Consider the following 22,023-nt stretch of genomic DNA (forward strand, 5'->3'; position numbering starts at 1 on the left):
AGGTTTTTAGATAACTGAATAATACATTTTACAATTAAATCAAGCATATGAAAATAGCCCTAATAGGTTTTGGAAACATAGGTAAATATCTGGCAGATTGGATCTGTGCAAATTCTAGTTTCGAATTAAAATATATAGTTGCACGTAAAGAGATTGCAAAAGAAACCTGCGGTTTTAAAGAGCATCCTGTTCAATTTAAAAAGGAAATTACAGCAGATTTAATTAACGATGTTGATATTATTATTGAATGTGCTACAAAAGATGTGGTTACTCAGTTATTGAAATTTCCAGAAATAGATGAGACGGGCAAGAAGTTAATTGTCATTAGTACAGGCGGACTTTATGAAAATAAAATGGCTTTGTCACAATTGAAAAAATGCGAGGTTATTTTACCTGTTGGTGCCATTGCTGGTCTTGATGCTATTAAAGCTGTAAATGATGAAATTACTTCAATAGCTTTAAGGACAACAAAACATCCTAAAAGTTTAGAAGGGGCACCATTTTTTGAAAACTCAAATATTGATTTAGCATCAATACAAACTAGCCAAACTATTTGGAAGGGTAAGGTAAGTGAGGCGGTAAAAGAATTTCCTAAAAATATTAATGTCGCGGCTAGTTTATATTTTGCATCTAAATGTGAAAACTTAATGATTGAGATTGTTGCCGATCCCAATGCTAGTAGTAATATGCATGAGATTACTTGTGAAGGTGGTTTTGGCAAAATTTATACGCGTACCGAGAATAAACCAAGCCCAAATAACCCAAAGACAAGTTTTTTAGCCATTAAAAGTGTGGTGAGTGTACTAAGCAATATGAACGCTACAGTTAAAATCAATTAATTCTTAAGTTTATATTTTATCGCTACCGAGTGTTGTTTTTAAAATTATGTTTGGTCCAGTATGGTCATTGATAATGTATTTCTCTATTACAAATAAATCGAATTTTCTGTTATTGGTATGTTGAAATATTTTCTTGAGATAACTGTTACGACTAAATATGCTAAGAAAAGGGGTTCCCCATGGGAATTAAATTACATCAGAATTTAGAATTAGTTTAACCCCAACAATTAACAATAAAACGGCGAATGCTTTTTTCAGTGTTGCCCCAGGTAATTTGTGCGCAAGTTTTGCGCCTATTCGTGCGGTGAAAAAGCTAGCAAAACTCACACATATAAACGCATACATGTGTACAAACCCTAATACGCCATTTGGTAAATCTTGTTTTACATTGGGGTCAATAAATTGACCAAAAACTAGAAATCCTATTGCTCCAGCACAAGCAATAGGTAAGCCACATGCGGCAGATGTACCAACCGCATGCTGAATTTTTAAACCATAATAGCTTAATATGGGAACGGTTAATGACCCACCGCCAATACCAAAAATAGCAGAAATAGCACCTATGAAACCACCTAAGCCGGTTTGCCCAATAGGTGAGGGCAATTTGCTAAAGTCGTTTTCTTGTAATGATTTATTTTTCATGAACAACATTTTTAACCCTACTAAAAAAGCACCTACACCAATAATTACCTGAAGGGAGTCGCCATGAATAACGGAGGCAACTGCAGCGCCGGTCAAGGAGCCAATTACCAATCCTGGCGCCATGCGTTTCCATACATTCCAATTTACGGCACCTTTACTATTGTGTGCGCGGAGTGAACTAATTGATGTAACAATTATAGTGGCAAGAGATGTACCTATACCTACATGCGTAAGTGCAGCACTAGGAACGCCTTGTGCTTTAAAAATGTATATTAAAGCGGGTACAATTATCATACCTCCGCCAATACCAAACAAGCCAGCTAAAAGCCCGGCAAAAGCACCAGCAGCTAAATAATAAAGAATGAATATATCCATAAGTAATTTGTAATGAGTCAATTAGTTTTTAGGTATCTATTTTGACTTTTAAAAGGTAAAATTAAGCGATAAATGAATACTATTTTCCAATTAAAAGCCAACTTCATTGCGTATAATTTCAGCTCCCGCACTTAAAGCACTTAACTTACCTAGTGCTACGTTTCTAGAAAGCGGTGCCATACCACAGTTTGTGCTAGGATAAAGGTTTTCTATAGCCACAAATTCAAGAGCTTTGCGCAGTGTATCAGCTACTTCCTCTGATGTTTCAATAGTATTGGTTGCCACATCAATGGCACCTACCATTATTTTTTTACCATGAATTAGTTCCATTAGATGAAAAGGTACGTGTGAGTTATGGCATTCCAAGGAAACCATATCAATATTGGACTTTTGAATTTTCGGGAAAATTTCTTCGTATTGTCGCCACTCTGAACCCAATGTCTTTTTCCAATCATTGTTCGCTTTTATTCCGTAACCGTAGCAAATATGTATTGCGGTTTCGCAATTTAAACCTTCAATAGCCCTTTCTAATGTTGCCATTCCCCAATCATTTACATCATCAAAGAAAACATTGAATGCTGGTTCATCAAACTGTATAATATCTACCCCTGTATCTTGAAGTTCTTTTGCTTCTTGGTTGAGTGCTTTCGCAAATTCCCAAGCCAATTTTTCTCTACTTTTGTAATGGTCATCGTACAAGGTGTCTACCATTGTCATTGGTCCCGGTAAAGCCCATTTTATACGTTTATGGGTCTGTTTACGTAGAAATTTGGCATCATCAACAAAAACTGCTTTTTGACGTGTAACTTCATCTAAAACAACAGGAACACTTGCATCATAACGGTTACGAATTTTTACGGTTTTACGATTTTTAAAATCTACACCACTTAAATGCTCAATAAAAGTAGTTACAAAATGTTGACGAGTTTGCTCACCATCACTGATAATGTCAATCCCTGCCAGTTGTTGTTCATGTAGAGAAACGCGTAAAGCATCTTGTTTCCCTTCAATGAGTTCATCACCCTCTAGTTTCCATGGTGACCAAAGTTTTTCGGGTGGCGCAAGCCAAGCAGGTTTGGGTAAACTTCCAACAGTGGATGTCGGTAATACATTTTTCATAATAAAATAATTAAATAGTGAAGTTAGCAGACCATTGTTCTAGAAAGTTTTTATAAGGCTTTATAAAATGCTCTTCGGCAAATTTACCTTGCGCTATTCCTAACCTAGTTCGCTCTTCTCTGTCATATGCAATATTTGTTAAAGAATGGTCTTGATTATGTAAACTCGGATTATAGTAAAGTCCTGCAACAGCATTTGCGTTATAAATTTCAGGCCTATAGATCTTTTGAAAGGTTTCCATTGTACTTATAGTACTAATTAATTCAAGGTTCGTATAATCGGATAATAGGTCGCCAAAGAAGTAAAAAGCCAATGGAGCAACGCTGTTAGGTGGAATAAAATAACGAACCTTTAATCCCATTTTATCAAAATATTCTTCGGTTAAGGAAGACTTATTGCCTTCGTATTCAAAACCTAATATGGGGTGATGATTTCCAGTACGATGATATGTTTTGTTGCTTGATACACTTAAGCATATTACAGGAGGTTTTGAAAAGTGTTTTATATAGGTTTCAGAGTTTACAAAGCACTTAAATATATTGCCGTGTAATTCACCAAAATTATCTGGAATGCCATTGTTGTTTTTGCCCTTATTATGTTCAGAGAGTAAAATGCTAAAATCATAATCTCGCACATAAGAAGAAAAATTATTCCCAACAATACCTTCAATGCGTTTACCTGTTTTGTGGTCGTTAATATATGTTCTCAATACTTCTATTGATGGAAATGTTTTTCCACTTGCAACAATATCTATATCTACCGAGATAATTTCTAAATCAAGGGAATATCTATCATAATTGGGGTTATCCCATTTTGCTAAGCTATTGAAACGATTGTTGATCATTTGAATAGTGCTACGTAAGTTCTTTTGACGATTTTCTCCTCTTGCCAAGTTGGCAAAGTTGGTTGTTGTACGAGTACTATTGGACGGAATATAATTTTCGTTGAAATAAGTACGCTTTATTTGGAATACAACATCATTATTAATGGTTTTATGCGAGTGTTCAATTGCTTTCTTTTTGTTGACCTCAGAATTTTTTAATACGACCGATTTCATCTAAAGATAATTTTTAGTTTTTATGTCTTACAAAATTGAAATTAAAAGATGAATTAATTTAGTAAATGATAAAAGTTAGATGATTTATCTTTTTGTTGTATTATTGTAGCAATTTTATCTTTTGAAGATTGTGAAAATGAAAAAAACAGATAATTATTCTTTAGAAAATCTGGATATCATTGATTTGAAGTTGCTCAGAATACTTCAGAACAATGCTAAATTGACAACTAAGGAAATTGCAGCACGAGTAAATTTATCTCCTACACCTGTTTATGAAAGGATTAGAAGATTTGAAAAGGAAGGTCTAATTGAAAAGTATACAGCTATTGTAAATGCTGAAAAAGTTGGTAAGCAACTAACTGTATTCTGTAACATCACCTTAAAGGAGCACACTAAAGAAATAGGAAATAAGTTTGTAAAAGATATTGTTTCCCTTAAAGAAGTGGTAGAGTGTTACAATATCTCGGGCGACTATGATTTTTTATTAAAAATCATGGTAGAGGATATGAAACACTATCAATCTTTTGTGATTAACGAGTTAGGGTCGGTAAAGAATATTGGAAGTGCACATAGTACTTTTGTCATTGGTGTTATAAAACACAGTTATGCCGTACCTATATAATTAGTAGTTCTTTGTAGTGTAAGTATTCTATTCTCTAGGTTTAGAGTTTATTTGTATGCCTTGCTTTTCTACTATTATTTTCTTTATCAAAACAATTTGTCCAAGATGATAGTAACTATGTTCAATTAATCCATCAATATTTCTTTTATAGGTTCCGTATTTGACATCCACAAATTCTTGATTTAATTTTTCTTCAGGTAATTGCGCTATTAATTTTGCTAGATGTTCTGAATCTTCCCAGAATTTGCTTAAGAAGTACTTCCATTCACTTTGTGATCTTATTTCAGGAAAATCAAAACTATGTTTGTCTCTTATTTCAAGATTTCCACCGTTAAATACATTTTTGATTCCGTTAACGAAGTAATGTACGTGTTGAGCTAATAGTGCAATAGTATTGAGAGAATCAATTTTCGATACAGCAATTTTCCAATCCAAATTTTCTAATTGGTCTTTATAATTAGTATTTGCTACCCAAGTTCCATGGAGGATTATTTCTCTAAATCTATTAGCTAATGCTATTGTTGATTTCATTTATAAAGTATTATAATGTTTTAAAAATTAATCTGATTGTATCAATATCACGTGGTTAATTGGCGTAACTTATCCATAAATAGCCAAAAACCAACAATATTGATTACCAACTAAAGATGTCAAAATTTAAACTATTTCTTCGAGCTTTCGGACTTCTTGCCATCGTCCTAACCATTTTTCCTTATATTCCTCTAAACAGTTGGGTAATTAGAATATTCGATTTTCCACACCTACAACTAACAGTGCTTACTGTTTTAGCTTTTTTGACTTACTTTTTTAGGTTTGAATTAAAAAGTAGAGTTGATCAAATTTTTGTTCTAATTCTTTTGATCTGTATTGGGGTTCAACTTAGAAAGATTTACATATATACACCATTGGCTAAATATGAAATTGAAGAGGCAAGTGAAAATGCCAAGGTATTCCTCTCTATCTATGCTGCAAATGTGTTGCAAGAGAATGAGAGGAAAAATTTACTTCTTGAAGATGCCAAAAATAAAAAAGCGGATATTTTATTATTCACTGAAATAGATCATAAATGGTTAAATAAAATTCAAGAGAGTTTTCAAAACCAATATGAATACCAGGTAGAAGTGCCTTTAGACAATACGTATGGCATGGTATTGTTTTCTAAATATGAACTTTTTGAACCTAGTGTAAAATATATGGTTGAAGATACCATACCTTCCATTCATACAAAATTGGTATTACCATCAAAGGATACCATACAAATTTTTGCTATTCACCCGGCACCGCCAACTCCACAGCATAACCCATCATCTGTAGATCGAGATGCAGAAATGATGAAAATTGCCCTACTTAGTAAAAAATCCAAGTATCCTGTAATTGTAATGGGTGATTTTAATGATGTGGCATGGTCCGAGACCACGGAATTATTCCAGAAAGTAAGTGGTTTGCTGGATTCTAGAAAGGGTAGGGGGTTGTTCAATACCTTTAATGCCAAGAGTTATATTATGCGCTGGCCTTTAGATCATATATTTTCATCGGCAGATTTTAGAGTGAAAGACATTAGTTTAGGTACGGATATTGGCTCTGATCATTTTCCTTTTTACACCAAATTTAGTTTTGAGCCACAATTATCAGCTGAGCAAAAACTTCCTGAACCTTCTGAAGAAGAAATTAACACAGCTAAAAGTCAGATTACCACTGAAAACAAGACTTCATAAAATAGCTATAAATAAAAAAAAAGGCAATAGAACCGGATGATACCATTGCCCTTTTAGACATAAAGAAAAACCTAATTAATTAAATCTTCCATTGATTTTACTTTGTTTAAATCGGTTCTAATTTTTACCAATTGTTCTCTAATTACCAGTGCAACGTTAGCAGGTAATTGACTATCATTCAATACTTCTTCATATTCCTCTACAGCAGCTTTGTCTCCTCTGATTGCCTCTTCTAGCATAGATTCGTCATTATCTCCAGAAAAAAATGCTTTTACATCCATCCAAGCTCTATGCAAGGTACCGGTAAAGCTACCATCGTTGTCGATTTCATCATAACTAGCCACTAGCTCTTTATGTAAAATTTGATTAAATGTGCCTCGCTCTCCAGATTTGTTCTGAAAGTATGCCTTTAAATTATGATCCTTTGCATTTTCAGCTGCTTTAGCGTATCCTTTTTGGGCATCACGGTTCTTTTCTAAAATTTCTTCTAATCTATTTACTAAGGTTCTATTTTTCGTTTCCATATTTTTAAGTTTTAATTATACTTAAAATTATAGGCTTAGAACTATTTAGTTTGCTGTATTCGCTTATGATTTTGATGCAAAAAATACTATTACCAACTTTAACATATTATATGTTAATATGATTAACTATTTATTCCTGTACTGTGAACAAAGGCTTAATTTTCCATGGATTACGTTGCCTATAGCTAGAGATAATTTTGGCAGTATGGTAAGAATGCTTTTTAGAATCAAGCATATCTTTAAAATCCTCTATGCTAGAAAATGATTGTGAATTATCAATAAATCCGTAACCTTGGTAAACACCATGTAGAATTAAGATAAAACTACGCTCTGCTTTGGTGCGTCCTTTTTCAAAAATTATATAATTATCATTTTCATTATTTAGATAGTCCAGGGCATTTTCCACTTTATGATTGTAGCTGCCAATTTCTTCTTCACCGGTACAGACACCATCACATTCATTATATTCACCGTGCGTACATCTACCTAATTTTGTTTTCAACCCGGTTTGTAGCGGGCATAACTTAAATTTTTCTGTCAGTTGGATCAAGCGTTTAATGGCATCGCCTCTTCTTAAAAATATTTCGGTAGGCGAGTGCGCAAAAGGTCTTCGTTCAATTTTTAGTTGTAGTATGCCTTTTTTATTTTTTTGAGGTATGATGTGATAAGTGATATAATTTTTCTTTTGTATGTAATTATACGGTGGGTCTATTTTATCAATTAAATCTGCTTCTCGTAATAAGGCAATGAGCTCACTTCCGGTTGTTTCAAAATCTATATGAAAAGTAGCATCGCATAATGCAATTTCTTTCTCACTTGAATTATAGAAATGACTCAAGACTCTTTTCTTTATATCTTTTGCTTTACCAACATATAGGGTTTCTCCACTTTGATTTTGAAATCTATAAACGCCCGGTACATTTGGCAGCGTGTTCAATTTTTGATATTGAATATTCTTCGGAGCAAAATGCTCTTTTTCTACCTTAGGTGCTAAAAATTTGGAAATTACATCCTCATCATCAAGTTGTATCAATCTTTGCAATAAGATATCTACCGCATTGCTATATTCTTCCAAATCATTGAAAGGTGTAAATGGAATATTTAATACACTACTTAAATAAGGCAATTCATAACTGGTCATATTCGGCATTAATTTCTTAGCCAACCGAATGGTACATAGTTGCGGAATTTTAAAGGAGTACTCTAAATATTTGAATTCTGATTGTAACGCATAATGAAGAAACGATGCGTTATGACCAACCAAAATGTGATTTTCAAGTTCTTGTAAGATCGTATTGGCAACATCTGAAAAAGTAGGTGCTTTTAAAAGAATACTATCGGTCAACCCAGTTCTTTCTTGAATGTAATTAGGTATTCGCTCTTCGGGGTTAATATTAGTAGTGAAAATAGTCTCGTAATATTCACTTCTAAGTTTGCTTATAGATAGTTGAACTATTCTTAATGGGTTAGGCTTATAACCAAAAGTGGTCATGGTTACAATAGCAAATTTTCTGTCCTGCATTCTGATCACTAGCTAAAATCCATTCCTGAAGAAAGGTCAATATTATTAGGTTCGGGGGCATCTTTAACTGGTCTAAAATCATGACCAATAGTTTCTTGCTTTACCAAGGTATCTGGTACGGCCGTTAAGAAATAAGTTTCGGCAGCATTGGTCTGTTGCCCCATATTAGTGGGAATGGCTTTACCATGAATTGCTGAAATTGAGGCGGTATTTCTTGTGATTATCAACCTGTTTTTAGCTCTTGTCAAAGCAACATACAATACTCTACGGTCTTCTTCAATGGCATCAACATCATCTAACGACCATGAGGAAGGAAATGCCTTGGGCGATACATTCAACACTATACACACATCTGCCTCTAACCCTTTGGCAGAGTGAATTGTAGAGATGATTACATGGTCTTTTTCTTCTGCGGTTTCCAATTGAGATTCACTTAGCACCGGTGAGCCGTTCATTTTTTCTGCGTTATCCAACAGACCTTCACCTATAAATTCACCTAAGCTGGCATAGCTATCTGCCAAAAGTTTAAGCACAGGGAAATCACTTTTGCGCTTTTCTATCCAATCTTTACGATACCTAAATGCCAAGCCCAACGACATAGCTTCATAAGCGATATCTACCATCTTGCCAACCTTGCCCTTCTCTTTTTGTACTGCATTATAGAGGTCGGCAATTTTGATTCCGTCTTTACCGGGAATAGCACTTTGTAATAGAGTAGGGATATCAGTTTTACCTTCATCAGCCAATATGACCGCCATTATTCTTGAAGCTCTTACTTCACCAATTCCTTCCCAGAAAGTCAGGAATCTTACCCATGCAATTTCATCGTATGGGTTATTGACTATTCTTAATAGTGAAACCAAATCTTTAATGTGTGCAGCTTGTAAAAATTTACGCCCTCCGTACGTTACATATGGAATTTTTCTTCTTATAAAAACCGCTTGTAAGGTTTTGGTATAATACTGGGAACGTGATAAAATAAGATGATCGGAAAAACGACGGTCTTCATCGGTATAATTTTTTAATATTTCATCGGCTACCCAATTTGCCTCTTGCCACTCATCATTAACATTAAGCAGTATGGGTATTTCGCCGTTTCCTCTAACCGATTGCAGCTTCTTTTTATAGTCAATGGGCGATTTTTCTAACAGCCAATTTGAGATATCAAGTATCTCTTGCGTGGAGCGGTAATTTTTTTCAAGCTTATATACTTCAGAATCTTTTACCCGTTCTTTAAATTGATGCACATTTCTGAAATCTGCACCTCTAAATGAATAGATAGATTGTGCATCATCACCTACACAAAATAAACTGCAGATATCGATAAAGGGAGAAAGTAGCTCCCATTGCAATGGGTTGGTATCTTGCATTTCATCAATAAGTAGATAGTCAAGGTCTTGGGATAAAAACTTCCTAGCTTCGGGATTGGATTTTAGCTGTGTGGAGACAACGAGCAACAGATCATCATAATCTAAATAACGTTGATCCATTTTTTTCTTTTGATAAGCCCTGAGTAAAATTTCTACATTAGGTTTCATGGCCGTTATCTCGTAATCTGTATCCTTATCTTCTTTGCCTTTATATATTAATGTTCGTATAGATTCTGTTAGATTCTTTTTTGTGTTTCTAGCATAAGAATAGACATCCAGTAATTGCTGGGGTTTAATTCGCAGCTTGCTATAAACATCACTGTGGCTGCCAGAGACCATTTTCATTAACCCTAACTGGTCGTCTGGGTCTATGACCGTAAAATTGGCGGCACCAAATAAATTAGGGTATTTTATAATCAATTGGTTGCACCAACTGTGAAAAGTGGCACCGCTCAAAGACCGCCCGTTAGATTGTGGTAAACTAGCTTTAACACGCTCCACAATTTCATTGGCAGCTTTTTTTGTAAAAGTCAATATCTGAATTTTTGATGGATTAGCTCCATTCTCGATCAAATATGCTGCCCTGGCTATAATAGTTCGTGTTTTTCCTGTACCTGCACCTGCAAGTACTAGCAAATGTTTGCCCGTAAATTCAACGGCCTTTAATTGTTGTTTGTTTAATTCTTCTTTTAAATGCATTTAGTAGTGTACTACAAACTTTTGAATAGGACGAAAGAGTCTTATTACATTTTCTATTCCGCTTCTAAACCATTGGCTTTTACCATGGATAGTGGAATTTTAAATAAATGAAAGGGAGGTTGATTTATATTACAAAATTAATACAAATAGATTAATATTTACTAAGTTATAAAAGTTATCTATTGTGTCATGGGTAAATAAACGGTAAATGTAGCTCCCTTATTTAATTCGCCATTGGCTATGATGAATCCCTTATGGTTTTCAGTAATTCTTCTGGCAATTGTTAATCCAATTCCTGTAGAATGACTTTGCTTTTCTGAATCGAGACGATTAAACATACCAAATATTTTCTCATTGTATCTAGGATCGAAACCTATACCATTATCGGTAAATACTAATTTACAGTACTTGGTACCAATATCTAATTTTTTATATGCTAAATTACTACCATGTTCAATTTTACTGGTAATGGATAATTCTAAATTACAATCGTTAGATTTAAAGGTGATTGCATTGATCATCAAATTGTAAAAAAGCTGTTCAATTTGATCGGGCATTATGGGTACTTTAGGTAAATCACCGATTACGATTTCCCCATTACACTCAGAAAAATCTTTTGATAATCTTTTTTGAACATTTTCAACAATTACATTTAAATCAACAGGTACAAATTCCTGCGAAGATTTCTTGAATTCTGAAAACACCAATAGGTCATTCAGAATATTACGCATGCGCTGGGATTCGTTCTTTATACTGTTCAAATATTTTATAGTCTCCGAATTTAACGTCTCACAGTTTTTTTCGAGTATTACACTGGAAAACATCTGTATTTTCCTCAACGGCTCTTGAAGGTCATGGCTAGATACAAAATCAAAAGATTCCAATAGAAAATCTTTCTTTTGAATTTCTAAATCCTTTAGACGTAATTTTTCTATAGCATCTAAATGAAATGATATAAGTTCAGCGTAAGCGGTGAACATACCAATAACCTTAGAATTGTTAAGCTTGTTCGGTGCGGGGTCTAAAGCACAAAGTGTACCGAAAAACGTTCCATTCTGCAAAAGGATAGGTACTGAAATATAACTTTGAAATCCATACTGGATCGGTATTGGATTATTGCAGAATTTTTCATCTTCATTAACATGGTCTATGACCACCAACGTATTGGTATGTCTAACATCTCGGCAAAATGTTGTTTTAATATCAAGTTCATCACCGGGTACTAGACCAAATTCCAAATTGTCTTTAACTGCACACGTAACCCATTTTTTTGAAGTGACTTTGGCAACCACTGCAAAACCTAATCCTGTAGATTGTACTATGACATCTAGAATAGTAGGTAGTATTTTAATAGACTGTACATCTTTAATTGTTTGATTGAAATTTTCGATCATTATATTGGGTTGCTGGTAGTTTTACAAAAGCTATAAAGTATTGAAATATACACAGAAGTTTATTGAAGTTACATTAAATTATTTATCTATTTGCATAAGTGCGTTATTCATGTCAAAATTAACCTCTGAAATTTTTTTGAACAAGTCGCCTTGCTCTTTAATTCTTGTTATATAATCTTTCATTTTAAAATGTCTAGGGGTTAATTTATTATTTAATTCTTGCCAATGTAATGGGGCAGAAATTGGTGCTTCCACAATTGGTCTTACCGAGTGGACCGATGCAATGGTGTGACCTCTACGGTTCTGTAAATAGTCTAAATATATCCTACCTTTTCGTTTGTTTATACTACGTTCTAAAGTGGTCAATTCTGGTAGTCTTTCTTCCACCAATAGACATAAAAGTTTAATAAAATTTCGGACTTCCTCATAACTGTATTTGGTAGACATGGGTAGGTAAATATGAATGCCTTTAGATCCAGATAGCTTGCAAAAACTTTCAATATTTAGATTTCTTAATATTTTATGGAACTCTTTTGCTACTTCAACCACTTTTTTAAATGCCATATTCTTTGGTGGATCTAAATCAATAATGCCGTAATCGGGCTTGTCCAAGCTCAATTTTCTAGAACTCCACGGATTAATTTCAATGCACCCTAAATTGGCCATATAAATTAATGACGCGGTATTTTGGCACATTAGGTAATTTATTTCGCGTTCAGAAGATTTGGAGTATACTAATACCGTCTCAAACCAATCGGGCAAGTAATCATTATCCTTCTGATAAAAACTTTCTTGATGTATACCATTTGGATGACGATGTAAATTTTGGGGACGATCGATCAAATGGGGTAGTAGGTAATCAGATATATTCAAATAATAATCAATCAGGTTGAACTTGGTAATTTTTGATTCTGGCCAATATATTTTATCTAGATTACTAATGGGCACTTTTAATCCGTCAATAGTAATAAACTCTTTTGAGGATGTTGATTTTTTAATGCTCACCTCGGTATTTTTTGGTTCAATTGGTATTTTAGTAATTTCACTTTTAATACGTTTTAAAACAGGATTTCTTAACAATCCGTTCTTTGTGAGTTCAGAGAATATAATCTCACATTCCAATATAGGTTGTGTCCAGTGTGGTATTCTACCTTTTAATGTTATTTTATTTTCAAACACATTTTCGTTCACCTCATATTTAGAAAGAAGTAATTGTAATTCTTTACGGCTTTTATCGGTAAAGCCTGTACCACAATTGCCGATATATTTTAATTTGTCCTGTTGATATTGACCAAGAATTAAAGAGCCGATCAATTCTGGACTATTAGCGGATTCGGTAAAACCACAGATGATAGCATCTGTACTTTGAACGCCCTTGACTTTTAACCATTTTTCTGTTCTGGATCCAACAGCGTAATTGGAATTTTGCTCTTTGGCCATTACACCTTCCATACCCGCTTCAATAGCTTTTTCAAAAAGTGCGGTACCCATACCTTCAATATGGTCACAGTATTGCGTTATAGTCAAATCACCTATAACATCATTGATAAGACTTTTTCGCTCTATCAATTTTAGGTCCAGCATGCTATGACCGTTCAGGTAAAGCATGTCAAAAACATAATACCGTAATTCTCCCGTACTGTCAGGGTAATTTTGAAGTTCACCAAATTGCGATACGCCATTGCTATCCACCAGAACTACTTCACCATCTAAAATAACATCGTGTTCAATAGTGGCTAATTCATCATGAAGTTTGGAAAATTTGATGTTATAGTTGATACCATTCCTTGACTGTAAGAGTACCCTACCTTTTGTAATGTGTGCTATAACCCTATAGCCATCCCATTTAAGTTCAAAAATATAATTTGGGTCATTGAATATATCTTTAGTGGAAGATGCCAGCATGGGCTGTAATATGGATCCCGGTTTAAGTTGTGTGGTAAATTTCTTTTTTCGTGTTGTAGAAATAGGAACCAATGTTTCAGCATCATAAAAAGTGGTAATGGCATATTCATCTTTCTTTTTAAGCAGTAACCATTGTTCGGTATCGTTTTTTGAAGTGGTACGAACTAATGCAAAACGTCCTCTAATTTTACTCCCGTAAAAATTCAATTTGATATTGCCTATTGCCAGTTGTTCGGATAGTTCTTTATCCGTTTCCTTGGTATCCACCTCAAAAGTTCCCGTATCCCAAATAATCATATGGCCTGCACCGTAATTTCCCTTTGGTATTGTGCCGTGAAAAGTCAGGTATTCTAGTGGATGATCTTCAGTACGCACAGCCAAGCGTTTATCTGTCGGATTCATTGAAGGTCCTTTAGGTATTGCCCAACTTTTGAGTGTTCCGTTGATTTCTAACCTAAGGTCATAATGTAATCTACTTGCCGCATGGCGCTGAATTACAAATCTTTGGTTGTTGGAAACAGGCTGTAATTCCCCTTTAGGCTCGGGGGTTTTCTCAAAATTCCGCTTATCATAATACTGTTTTAAGCTCACGGTTTAAGATGCTTTTTTTTCTCGTTTTTCCAAACTCGCTTTCAGTTGTGCCATTAGGTCTTTTGCGGGAGTAGGTTTAGATTCGAATTTTTCGGGTTTTGAAATTTTACCGGAAGCTTTGGAGTTTATAATTTTTAAAAGTTGCTCGTTATAAATATCCTTGAACTTTTCAAAATCGAACTTTTCGGTATACTGCTCAATTAAAGACATTGCCATATCCATTTCTTTCTTAGCAATTTTAGTCTTTGGAAGTTCTAATTCTTCAGTGCTTCGAATCTCATCTTGAAATCGTATTACATGCAATACCAAAGCATCTTTATAAACACCTATTAATGATAAATGTTCTTTTTGGCGCATTACAAAAGTAGCTACACCTAATTTTTCGGTTTTCTTTAATGCATCTCGTAATAATGAATATGACTTTTCACCACCTTTTTGGGGTTTAATGAAATAGGGTTTTTTAAAAAGAACATCTGACACTTCATCTTCCATGATAAATTGCTCTATATCAATGGTCTTGCTCTTTTTAATGTTCGCGTTTTCAAAATCTTCCTTTTCTAGAACAATGTACTCGTCATCTTTTTTATAGCCTTTTACTATATCTTTCCATTCCACTTCTTTCCCAGTTTCTTCATTTACACGTTTGTAGCGTATTCTTGCACCGTCATGACTATCTAACATATCTAGATCCAACTTTCTATCTTCAGAGCCTGAAAATAATTTTATAGGGATAGATACTAGACCAAAGCTTATTGAACCGTTCCAAATTGATCTCATAATTTTTAATTAGGGTTAATTGGTGTTTGTCCGGTAATTTTCATTTACCAAAATTTAATTTAGGAAATAGCTAAAGTGCATGATAACTCTAACTATATTTTGTTTGACCTAAAAGGGATTGGAAGCTATATAAGTTTTATTGCGTTAATAATTTCTTCATATCCATTATTTACAATTTTTAATTTTACACACGTATTAAGTTTTTGATGCTCTTTATTTGTGTAAAGAGTTTAGAATTTGGATTTGGTTGACCACCTCGCCTCGAGGTGGTTTTTTTTGTTTTCAACTTTTTTGTTGATAATTTTTTCAAAGTTACAATATATTATTTGGAATATATCCTGAAATTTGGACAATGTCCATAACCGTATTCAGAAATTATAATATTAAGTGTATAAAAGCTCTTCTTAAGGAAATAGGAAAAGAGCGCTATGAGTGTGCATTAAGGGATTCTGGACTAATAGCGCAAAAACCTATTTCTATGCAGGGTTTCTACGTGGAATATGAAACGGATACCAATGATATTTATTTATACTACCGGTATCCATCGCAAGTAACATTTAAGATCATGCCGGTATTGGGTTTCTGGAACTTACCGTATGATGATTGGGTGAGGGAATTAAAAAATAAATGACGTAACAATTAGGGTATGAATAACTTGGGAAATATTTTAATCAAAAAATCTGAAAATAGCCATCGTGTTAAAAGACCAACACAAACAGGTTTCTCTAGTCCGGCAACACATTATGCAGAGCCTAGAATAGACCTGAACGAAGTTTTGGTAACCAATTCTTCGGCTACTTTTTTTATCAGGGTAGTGGATGATGAACATAATGAGGTAGGTATAAATACAAATGATGTTTTGATTGTAGATAAATCCATTACCCCAAAAAGAAATCAATTGGTATTAGCTACTGTAGAAGATAGTTTTAAAATTATAAAAATTGATGAAACTTCATTATCTGAATTAAATATATGGGGTACAATAACATATATAATTAAATCTACTTTATGATCGCATTGGTGGACTGTAACAGCTTTTATGCATCTTGCGAACAAGTCTTTAGACCAGATTTGACAAATAAACCAGTAGTGGTGCTGAGCAACAATGACGGATGTATTATTGCAGCTAATAAAGAGGCAAAGGCATTGACAGATATTCCAATGTTTCAACCTATTTTCAAGATCAGAAAATTATTGGATGAAAATAATGTAACTTATTTTTCATCGAATTACACATTGTATAGTGATATGTCTAGAAGGGTGATGGATACCTTAATGACATTTTCCCCAAGAGTAGAAGAATACAGCATTGATGAAAGTTTTGTAGACTTGGGCTGTCTAAAAATCGATGATTATAATGTAATAGCACACAACATTAAAAATACAGTACATAAAAATACTGGAATACCTGTGGGGGTAGGTATTGCTAAGACAAAGTCACTATCTAAATTGGCGAATAAATATGCCAAGAAAATACCATTGAACCATAATGTCTATGTAGTGGATAGTGAAAAAAAGAGGCAGCATCTTTTACGCAATCTTCAAGTAAAAGACATTTGGGGAATTGGTAAAAAACATACTATTCGTCTTCAAAACAATGGTATTCATACTGCTCTAGATTTTGCCAATATGCCCGTGGCTTGGGTAAGAAAGGAAATGACGGTTATAGGAGAGCGTTTATGGAGAGAATTGAACAATATACCCTGTTTGGAATTAGAAACAGAGGCCTCTGCTAAAAAAGGCATTGGCACAGCAAAATCCTTTGGTTATAAATTGACCGACTATTCGCTCATAGAAGAAGCCTGTAGCTATTATGTAGCCGAAGTGGCAGACTTGCTCAGACAACAAAAAAGTTTAGCATCTCAAATAGAAGTTTCCCTACAGACCAATCAACATAGTTCCATAGATAAACAGTACAGAAATAAAATCTATATGAATCTTGATACACCAACTGATAGTACGCTTAAACTGACAAAGGAAGCGTTAAAAGGTTTGCGTCAAATTTATAAAAATGGTTACCGGTATAAGAAAGTAGGTGTTAATTTGACCCAATTGGTACACCAAAATGAAGTACAGACCAACTTGTTTGCCAACCCTCATAAGAGTGAAAGTGAATGTATTACTAAGGTTATAGATAACCTTAATAGTAAGTTTGGGAAAAATAAAATTAAAGTCGCCACAGTTGGAAACCGAACTAAGGAATGGGCACTAATAAAAGAACATCGAAGCCCTAGATATACCACTCAATGGGGAGAGTTAATGACTGTGGGTAGTTCTTTGTGCAAGCCAAATAAGCTTGTATTTTAAGTATTATTTATGTTCATTGGGTAGTTGCGGCGTTCATAACCGATTCTTAATTGTATTCGGACTTGAATAAAAATTAGTCGATGTAATTCATAAACTTTAAAAATTAGTTGGGTCTTCAGCATTAAGAGTTACAAATAAGCGGAAACGTATTAACGTTAATATAAGTTATTACAGTTATTTGCTGAACAATATAAAATTATGAATGTTCTTATTTGTGTATTAATGGGTTTTTGCATTGCTTCATTGGGTAGTATTACTCCTAGTTTTTTAAACTTGACAGTGGTAAAATATAGTTTAAGAAATGGTACAAAAGCTACATTTTATATCATTGCAGGTTACGCAACCGTCTTGTTCTTTCAGGCAAATGTAGGTGCTTATTTAGCTAATGTTTTAATGAAAAATTCTGAATATATAAACTTAATTCAGCAAATTGGAACAGGAATTCTTTTTCTTTTATCCATAAATTTTTTTAGAATCTATTATACGTCAAAAGAAAAAGCAAAGGATAAAGTAATACAGAAATCAAAATCTTATTTCTACGGAATATTCATGTCCTTATTGAACATGATGGCAATTCCTTTTTATTTTACGTTTATATCGCTATTAATAGGGTTTGACTATTTTGAATACAGTTACCTAAATGCCTTTTATTTTTCAATTGGTTCAACCATTGGCTCTTTTACCCTGTATACCTTGTATGCTATAGTAGCAAAAAGAATTGAAAATAAATTAGATTTTATAGCATCTAAGATGGACTTTATTTTGGGGTGTTTAACAGGAGTGGTGGCAATAGGTAATTTAATTTATTTGTTGAGTAAATAGCTTTATGCTAGTTTCTCAAAGCTATATAACTGAATTTAAAGGACAACTTCATAATAACTTCAACTTTGCGAAAGCAATAATTTAGAAGTTTGATAGCATTATAACATAGAATTTGTCCAATAAAAAACGGTTTAGCATTTGCTAAACCGTTGATTTTGTTGGTCTTTACCTACTGTAGCGAGAGGGGGGCACGATCCCCCGACCTCCGGGTTATGAATCCGACGCTCTAACCAACTGAGCTACCTCGCCATATTATTTTTAAACGGCTGCAAATATAGTGGTAATTTATTTGTTCTTCAACAAAACTTCATGAAAAAAATTATACTGATCATTTATTTTTTTATCATTTAGAAATATATATATTGCTCGGCATAAAGTAGCATGACAATGAGCGATAAAATAAAATTTGAAATAGAGTTTGTAATTCAGTCTTCACCACAAATGTTATATCAGTACTTAGCAACGCCTTCAGGACTGTCTGAATGGTTTGCGGATAATGTTAATTCTAGAGGTGAAAAATTTACCTTCATTTGGGACGGGGCAGAAGAAGAGGCTAAACTGTTAAAAAGAAAAACAGATGAGTTTGTACGTTTTGCTTGGGAAGAAGCAGACGATGATAGCTTTTTTGAAATGAAGATAATAGTTGATGAAATAACAAAAGATGTTTCATTGTTTATAACCGACTTTGCCGAAGAAGATGAGATAGACGAGTCTAAAATGCTTTGGACCAATCAAGTATCTGATTTAAAACAGGTATTGGGTTCAGCTTAAAAATATTCTTATTTACAGTATCTTTGAGCCTTAATTTTTTAAGGCTTTTTTATGTTCAATTTTAATGGCGGACTACTAGAGGATAATTCATCTTTTCTAAATGAAAAGAACAGGGGAGTGCAGCTGGGTGATGCCGTTTTTGAAGAGTTAAGGGTGGTGAACGGTGAAATAATTTATCTAGAAGATCATTATTTACGCCTAATGTCGTCCATGAGAATATTGAGAATGGAAATTCCAATGAACTTTACTATGGAGTTCATGGAAGCTGAAATTCTTAAGATATTCTCTGAAAGTGACCTTAAAAAAGCAAAGCGGGTTAAATTCAACGTTTTTAGAAATAGTCAAGAAGATTATTTTGATTCTGATAATAGTATTTCTTATTTTATTAACAGCAGTACGTTAGAGAACCCTTTTTTTGTATTGAACAATAGCATTTATGAAGTAGAACTTTTTAAAGACTTTTATAAAAATTCTACGATGCTATCTAACTTAGATACCAACAATAAAATTTTAAGTGTTGTAGCTGCGATTTACGCACGCGAAAATGATTATCAGGATTGTCTGTTGCTTAATGAGAGAAAGCAGGTTATAGAGGCTATAAATGGCAATATTTTTGTTGTAAAAGGTAGTCAGGTTAAAACTCCGCCCATTACAGATGGTTGTACCAATGGTATTCTTAGAAAAAAATTGGTGGAAGTGATTTCTAATTTAAAAGAGTTTGAGTTTGTGGAAGACAGTGTTTCTCCTTTTGAGCTACAAAAAGCAGATGAACTTTTCATAGTCAATGCAATTGACGGAATTATTCCTATAACCAAATACAGAAAGAAGGATTTTGTTAATACCGTTTCTAAAAGTTTATTGGGTAAACTAAATGCTGCGGCAAGATTGTCTTTGAGTCCCGGGAGTTAATTTAAACTGGGGTTCTCTGGAGCATTTGACCATAAAAGATAATTACCACCTAATTGAATCATATTTTCTTTCCAAATGGCTTTTGCGGCCCTTTGAATGATTCTGCTTTCATGTTCATTTTCTACAACTATCCACGATTTTGAGGTAAGCTCTTCGTCTAGTTGTAAAGATGACCAGCCTGAGTATCCTAAAAAGAAACGAATATCATCTTCTGATATAATTTCCTTATTGATCAATTCTACAGTGGTTTCAAAATCTCCTCCCCAATATATACCATCAGAAATCTCAACACTGTTGTCAATTAAATGCGGAACCTTGTGTATAAAATAGAGGTTGTCTTGCTCTACGGGACCGCCATTATATACTTGAAAAGGTAATTCTATTTCAGTAACCAATTCATTGATTTGGTACTCTAATGGCTTATTTAAAATAAAGCCAACAGAGCCCTCAGTACTGTGTTCTGCTAATAAAACTACAGACCGGTTAAACGAAACATCTCCAGTTAACGATGGTTCGGCCACTAGTAATTTTCCCTTGGTTGGTTTTAAAGCTATCATAAATTTGATATGATTATATTTCTAAAGTAAGACAAATCCTCTTAAAAATCAAAAACATAGAAATAAAAAAAGCGCCCTTAAAGGCGCTTTTCATAAATTTATCAGTGTAAAATTAGTTTACAGCTTTACCTAAATCAGCACCTGCTTTAAACTTAACTACATTTTTAGCAGCGATTTGGATAGTTTTTCCAGTTGATGGATTTCTACCTTCTCTTGCATTTCTTTTAGATACGGACCAAGAACCGAAACCTACTAAAGAAACTCTATCTCCTTTTTTAAGAGAATTTTCAACATTTCCCAAGAAAGATTCCAATGACTTTTTTGCCGCAGCTTTTGTGATGCCAGCGTCAGCTGCCATTGCATCGATCAATTCTGTTTTGTTCATAATGTGATAATTAATTGTGATTAAATAATTTATACCTACTAACAAATTTATATGGATTTCTGGGCAACGCAAGTAAAACGGGCGGAAATCCCTTATTTTGTTGATAACTCAGCGTGTTTGTTGATAAAGTAGGTTTTTTTCTACGTTTCTTTCAGCCCAATAATAACGGGGCTTCAGCCCATTTTTGCATTTTCTTCCAAATTAAGGCCGTTCAACAGGTCTTTTACTTGCATTCTTTTCTTACCCTGTAACTGTATTTCTAGTAGATTTATATATCCCTCTTTAACGGCTACTTTTATCTCTTTCTTATTAAAAACTAGCGTTCCCACTGCAAGGTCATGTTTTTCGGTTTCGGTTTCTACTTTATATATTTTTGTGATGATATTTTGGTCACCATTGGTAAGTGTGGTCCAGGCAGCTGGGTATGGACTTAAACCTCTGATGAAATTATATATGGTAACGGCAGAATTGCTCCAGTTTATTTCACAAGTTTCCCTATGTATTTTATGTGCATCTTTTAAACTTGGTAAATTAGGCTGCGCATGGGTAGTAAAATTCCCAGATTCAATTTGTTCTACGGTTTTTAGTACGGTGTTTGCTCCTAAATGCATTAACCTATCATGTAAATCTTCGGCATTATCGGTTTCTTCAATCACTGCCTCGTCTTGCATAATTATTTCACCGGTGTCAATTTTTTCGTCAATAAAAAATGTGGTAACCCCTGTTTTTGTCTCTCCATTAATAATTGCCCAATTGATAGGGGCTGCACCACGGTATTGTGGCAATAGTGAAGCATGTAAGTTAAATGTGCCATATTCGGGCATACTCCAAACTACTTTGGGCAACATTCTAAAAGCAACAACAATTTGTAAATTGGCATTTAGCGATTTTAGAGTATTTAAAAAGTCTTCGTCTTTTAGATTAGTAGGTTGAAGTACTTTAAGATTATTTTCAACAGCATATTTTTTAACTGCAGATTGATTAAGTTTTCTTCCTCTGCCCGCAGGTCTGTCCGGTGCTGTAATGACGCCAACAATATTATATTCATTTTTAACCAGTTTATCTAAAATGCCTACGGCAAAGTCCGGTGTTCCCATAAATACAATTCTCAATGCTTCCAT

Annotated in this window: 22 protein-coding genes and 1 tRNA gene; 9 read left to right on the top strand and 14 right to left on the bottom strand. The window is 33.9% G+C overall.

Annotated features, from left to right (window positions below):
• Positions 1 to 47: 47 nt before the first annotated feature.
• A complete protein-coding gene (locus tag YQ22_RS16335; protein ID WP_071342041.1) occupies positions 48 to 839 on the top strand; it encodes an aspartate dehydrogenase domain-containing protein in 792 nt (263 codons plus the stop codon).
• 186 nt (positions 840 to 1,025) lie between these two features.
• Here YQ22_RS16335 and YQ22_RS16340 read toward each other — a convergent pair whose 3' ends face one another.
• The 3 genes from YQ22_RS16340 to YQ22_RS16350 all read right to left on the bottom strand — a co-directional run bounded on the left by YQ22_RS16340 (position 1,026) and on the right by YQ22_RS16350 (position 4,032).
• Positions 1,026 to 1,856 (bottom strand): sulfite exporter TauE/SafE family protein, encoded by an 831-nt coding sequence (locus tag YQ22_RS16340; protein WP_071342042.1) that lies wholly within the window; start codon positions 1,854 to 1,856, stop codon positions 1,026 to 1,028.
• Positions 1,857 to 1,946: 90 nt separating this feature from the next.
• Positions 1,947 to 2,975, bottom strand: a complete 1,029-nt coding sequence (locus YQ22_RS16345; RefSeq protein ID WP_071342043.1) for a methionine synthase — start codon at positions 2,973 to 2,975, stop codon at positions 1,947 to 1,949.
• 10 nt (positions 2,976 to 2,985) lie between these two features.
• Positions 2,986 to 4,032, bottom strand: coding sequence for a DUF1852 domain-containing protein (locus tag YQ22_RS16350; protein ID WP_156894589.1), 1,047 nt, complete (start codon positions 4,030 to 4,032; stop codon positions 2,986 to 2,988).
• Positions 4,033 to 4,168: 136 nt separating this feature from the next.
• Here YQ22_RS16350 and YQ22_RS16355 point away from each other — a divergent pair, with 136 nt between their 5' ends.
• The gene (locus YQ22_RS16355) at positions 4,169 to 4,654 is read left to right on the top strand and encodes an Lrp/AsnC family transcriptional regulator (RefSeq protein WP_058102500.1); all 486 of its coding nucleotides are present in this window, start codon (positions 4,169 to 4,171) and stop codon (positions 4,652 to 4,654) included.
• A 27-nt stretch (positions 4,655 to 4,681) separates the two neighbouring features.
• On the opposite strand, the gene YQ22_RS16360 is transcribed toward YQ22_RS16355, so the two are convergent.
• On the bottom strand, positions 4,682 to 5,185 hold the full coding sequence (locus YQ22_RS16360; RefSeq protein ID WP_071342044.1) for a DUF1572 family protein: 504 nt from the start codon (positions 5,183 to 5,185) through the stop codon (positions 4,682 to 4,684).
• A 116-nt stretch (positions 5,186 to 5,301) separates the two neighbouring features.
• Between YQ22_RS16360 and YQ22_RS16365 the strand changes: the two genes are divergently transcribed.
• Positions 5,302 to 6,369 (top strand): endonuclease/exonuclease/phosphatase family protein, encoded by a 1,068-nt coding sequence (locus YQ22_RS16365; protein ID WP_071342045.1) that lies wholly within the window; start codon positions 5,302 to 5,304, stop codon positions 6,367 to 6,369.
• A gap of 71 nt (positions 6,370 to 6,440) precedes the next feature.
• Here YQ22_RS16365 and YQ22_RS16370 read toward each other — a convergent pair whose 3' ends face one another.
• From YQ22_RS16370 to ku, 6 genes are all read right to left on the bottom strand, one after another.
• Positions 6,441 to 6,893: a ferritin-like domain-containing protein gene (locus tag YQ22_RS16370; RefSeq protein ID WP_071342046.1), complete on the bottom strand. Its 453-nt coding sequence runs from the start codon at positions 6,891 to 6,893 to the stop codon at positions 6,441 to 6,443.
• A gap of 130 nt (positions 6,894 to 7,023) precedes the next feature.
• Positions 7,024 to 8,415, bottom strand: a complete 1,392-nt coding sequence (locus YQ22_RS16375) for an exonuclease domain-containing protein (protein ID WP_071342047.1) — start codon at positions 8,413 to 8,415, stop codon at positions 7,024 to 7,026.
• Between the two features lie 8 nt (positions 8,416 to 8,423).
• Complete coding sequence (locus YQ22_RS16380; protein WP_071342048.1) at positions 8,424 to 10,484, bottom strand: ATP-dependent helicase; 2,061 nt, start codon at positions 10,482 to 10,484, stop codon at positions 8,424 to 8,426.
• Positions 10,485 to 10,663: 179 nt separating this feature from the next.
• Positions 10,664 to 11,878, bottom strand: coding sequence for a GAF domain-containing sensor histidine kinase (locus tag YQ22_RS16385; RefSeq protein WP_071342049.1), 1,215 nt, complete (start codon positions 11,876 to 11,878; stop codon positions 10,664 to 10,666).
• 78 nt (positions 11,879 to 11,956) lie between these two features.
• The gene (ligD, locus tag YQ22_RS16390; RefSeq protein ID WP_071342050.1) at positions 11,957 to 14,374 is read right to left on the bottom strand and encodes a DNA ligase D; all 2,418 of its coding nucleotides are present in this window, start codon (positions 14,372 to 14,374) and stop codon (positions 11,957 to 11,959) included.
• A gap of 3 nt (positions 14,375 to 14,377) precedes the next feature.
• On the bottom strand, positions 14,378 to 15,151 hold the full coding sequence (gene ku, locus YQ22_RS16395; RefSeq protein ID WP_071342051.1) for a non-homologous end joining protein Ku: 774 nt from the start codon (positions 15,149 to 15,151) through the stop codon (positions 14,378 to 14,380).
• Positions 15,152 to 15,503: 352 nt separating this feature from the next.
• Between ku and YQ22_RS16400 the strand changes: the two genes are divergently transcribed.
• From YQ22_RS16400 to YQ22_RS16415, 4 genes are all read left to right on the top strand, one after another.
• Positions 15,504 to 15,782, top strand: coding sequence for a hypothetical protein (locus YQ22_RS16400; protein ID WP_071342052.1), 279 nt, complete (start codon positions 15,504 to 15,506; stop codon positions 15,780 to 15,782).
• Between the two features lie 15 nt (positions 15,783 to 15,797).
• Positions 15,798 to 16,163, top strand: coding sequence for a S24 family peptidase (locus YQ22_RS16405; RefSeq protein ID WP_071342053.1), 366 nt, complete (start codon positions 15,798 to 15,800; stop codon positions 16,161 to 16,163).
• Positions 16,160 to 17,458, top strand: a complete 1,299-nt coding sequence (locus tag YQ22_RS16410) for a Y-family DNA polymerase (protein ID WP_071342054.1) — start codon at positions 16,160 to 16,162, stop codon at positions 17,456 to 17,458. Before YQ22_RS16405 ends, YQ22_RS16410 begins: the two co-directional genes overlap by 4 nt.
• Positions 17,459 to 17,656: 198 nt before the next feature.
• Entirely contained in the window at positions 17,657 to 18,280 is a 624-nt protein-coding gene (locus YQ22_RS16415) for a LysE family translocator (protein WP_071342055.1), read from the top strand.
• A gap of 175 nt (positions 18,281 to 18,455) precedes the next feature.
• On the opposite strand, the gene YQ22_RS16420 is transcribed toward YQ22_RS16415, so the two are convergent.
• A tRNA-Met gene (locus YQ22_RS16420) sits at positions 18,456 to 18,529 on the bottom strand.
• Positions 18,530 to 18,667: 138 nt separating this feature from the next.
• Here YQ22_RS16420 and YQ22_RS16425 point away from each other — a divergent pair.
• Both YQ22_RS16425 and YQ22_RS16430 read left to right on the top strand, forming a co-directional pair.
• Complete coding sequence (locus YQ22_RS16425) at positions 18,668 to 19,051, top strand: START-like domain-containing protein (RefSeq protein WP_058104221.1); 384 nt, start codon at positions 18,668 to 18,670, stop codon at positions 19,049 to 19,051.
• A 51-nt stretch (positions 19,052 to 19,102) separates the two neighbouring features.
• Complete coding sequence (locus tag YQ22_RS16430) at positions 19,103 to 19,960, top strand: aminotransferase class IV (protein ID WP_071342056.1); 858 nt, start codon at positions 19,103 to 19,105, stop codon at positions 19,958 to 19,960.
• Here the strand turns inward: YQ22_RS16430 and YQ22_RS16435 are convergent.
• The 3 genes from YQ22_RS16435 to fmt form a co-directional block, all read right to left on the bottom strand.
• Positions 19,957 to 20,517, bottom strand: a complete 561-nt coding sequence (locus YQ22_RS16435; RefSeq protein ID WP_058102541.1) for a YqgE/AlgH family protein — start codon at positions 20,515 to 20,517, stop codon at positions 19,957 to 19,959. The genes YQ22_RS16430 and YQ22_RS16435 overlap by 4 nt on opposite strands.
• Positions 20,518 to 20,629: 112 nt before the next feature.
• A complete protein-coding gene (locus YQ22_RS16440; RefSeq protein ID WP_257786218.1) occupies positions 20,630 to 20,905 on the bottom strand; it encodes an HU family DNA-binding protein in 276 nt (91 codons plus the stop codon).
• A 170-nt stretch (positions 20,906 to 21,075) separates the two neighbouring features.
• Positions 21,076 to 22,023: a methionyl-tRNA formyltransferase gene (gene fmt / locus YQ22_RS16445; protein ID WP_071342057.1), complete on the bottom strand. Its 948-nt coding sequence runs from the start codon at positions 22,021 to 22,023 to the stop codon at positions 21,076 to 21,078.

The organism is Maribacter sp. 1_2014MBL_MicDiv (assembly GCF_001865655.1).
Lineage (GTDB): Bacteria > Bacteroidota > Bacteroidia > Flavobacteriales > Flavobacteriaceae > Maribacter > Maribacter dokdonensis.

What these genes read in the sequence shown, in the direction of transcription:
- YQ22_RS16335 (WP_071342041.1), top strand. Translation starts at nt 48, where the DNA reads ATGAAAATAGCCCTAATAGGTTTTGGAAACATAGGTAAATATCTGGCA.
- YQ22_RS16350 (WP_156894589.1), bottom strand. Translation starts at nt 4,032, where the DNA reads ATGAAATCGGTCGTATTAAAAAATTCTGAGGTCAACAAAAAGAAAGCA.
- YQ22_RS16415 (WP_071342055.1), top strand. Translation starts at nt 17,657, where the DNA reads ATGAATGTTCTTATTTGTGTATTAATGGGTTTTTGCATTGCTTCATTG.
- YQ22_RS16405 (WP_071342053.1), top strand. Translation starts at nt 15,798, where the DNA reads ATGAATAACTTGGGAAATATTTTAATCAAAAAATCTGAAAATAGCCAT.
- YQ22_RS16380 (WP_071342048.1), bottom strand. Translation starts at nt 10,484, where the DNA reads ATGCATTTAAAAGAAGAATTAAACAAACAACAATTAAAGGCCGTTGAA.
- YQ22_RS16425 (WP_058104221.1), top strand. Translation starts at nt 18,668, where the DNA reads ATGAGCGATAAAATAAAATTTGAAATAGAGTTTGTAATTCAGTCTTCA.
- ku (WP_071342051.1), bottom strand. Translation starts at nt 15,151, where the DNA reads ATGAGATCAATTTGGAACGGTTCAATAAGCTTTGGTCTAGTATCTATC.
- YQ22_RS16370 (WP_071342046.1), bottom strand. Translation starts at nt 6,893, where the DNA reads ATGGAAACGAAAAATAGAACCTTAGTAAATAGATTAGAAGAAATTTTA.
- YQ22_RS16375 (WP_071342047.1), bottom strand. Translation starts at nt 8,415, where the DNA reads ATGCAGGACAGAAAATTTGCTATTGTAACCATGACCACTTTTGGTTAT.
- YQ22_RS16410 (WP_071342054.1), top strand. Translation starts at nt 16,160, where the DNA reads ATGATCGCATTGGTGGACTGTAACAGCTTTTATGCATCTTGCGAACAA.
- YQ22_RS16365 (WP_071342045.1), top strand. Translation starts at nt 5,302, where the DNA reads ATGTCAAAATTTAAACTATTTCTTCGAGCTTTCGGACTTCTTGCCATC.
- YQ22_RS16345 (WP_071342043.1), bottom strand. Translation starts at nt 2,975, where the DNA reads ATGAAAAATGTATTACCGACATCCACTGTTGGAAGTTTACCCAAACCT.
- YQ22_RS16400 (WP_071342052.1), top strand. Translation starts at nt 15,504, where the DNA reads ATGTCCATAACCGTATTCAGAAATTATAATATTAAGTGTATAAAAGCT.
- YQ22_RS16430 (WP_071342056.1), top strand. Translation starts at nt 19,103, where the DNA reads ATGTTCAATTTTAATGGCGGACTACTAGAGGATAATTCATCTTTTCTA.
- fmt (WP_071342057.1), bottom strand. Translation starts at nt 22,023, where the DNA reads ATGGAAGCATTGAGAATTGTATTTATGGGAACACCGGACTTTGCCGTA.
- YQ22_RS16340 (WP_071342042.1), bottom strand. Translation starts at nt 1,856, where the DNA reads ATGGATATATTCATTCTTTATTATTTAGCTGCTGGTGCTTTTGCCGGG.
- YQ22_RS16355 (WP_058102500.1), top strand. Translation starts at nt 4,169, where the DNA reads ATGAAAAAAACAGATAATTATTCTTTAGAAAATCTGGATATCATTGAT.
- YQ22_RS16385 (WP_071342049.1), bottom strand. Translation starts at nt 11,878, where the DNA reads ATGATCGAAAATTTCAATCAAACAATTAAAGATGTACAGTCTATTAAA.
- YQ22_RS16360 (WP_071342044.1), bottom strand. Translation starts at nt 5,185, where the DNA reads ATGAAATCAACAATAGCATTAGCTAATAGATTTAGAGAAATAATCCTC.
- YQ22_RS16435 (WP_058102541.1), bottom strand. Translation starts at nt 20,517, where the DNA reads ATGATAGCTTTAAAACCAACCAAGGGAAAATTACTAGTGGCCGAACCA.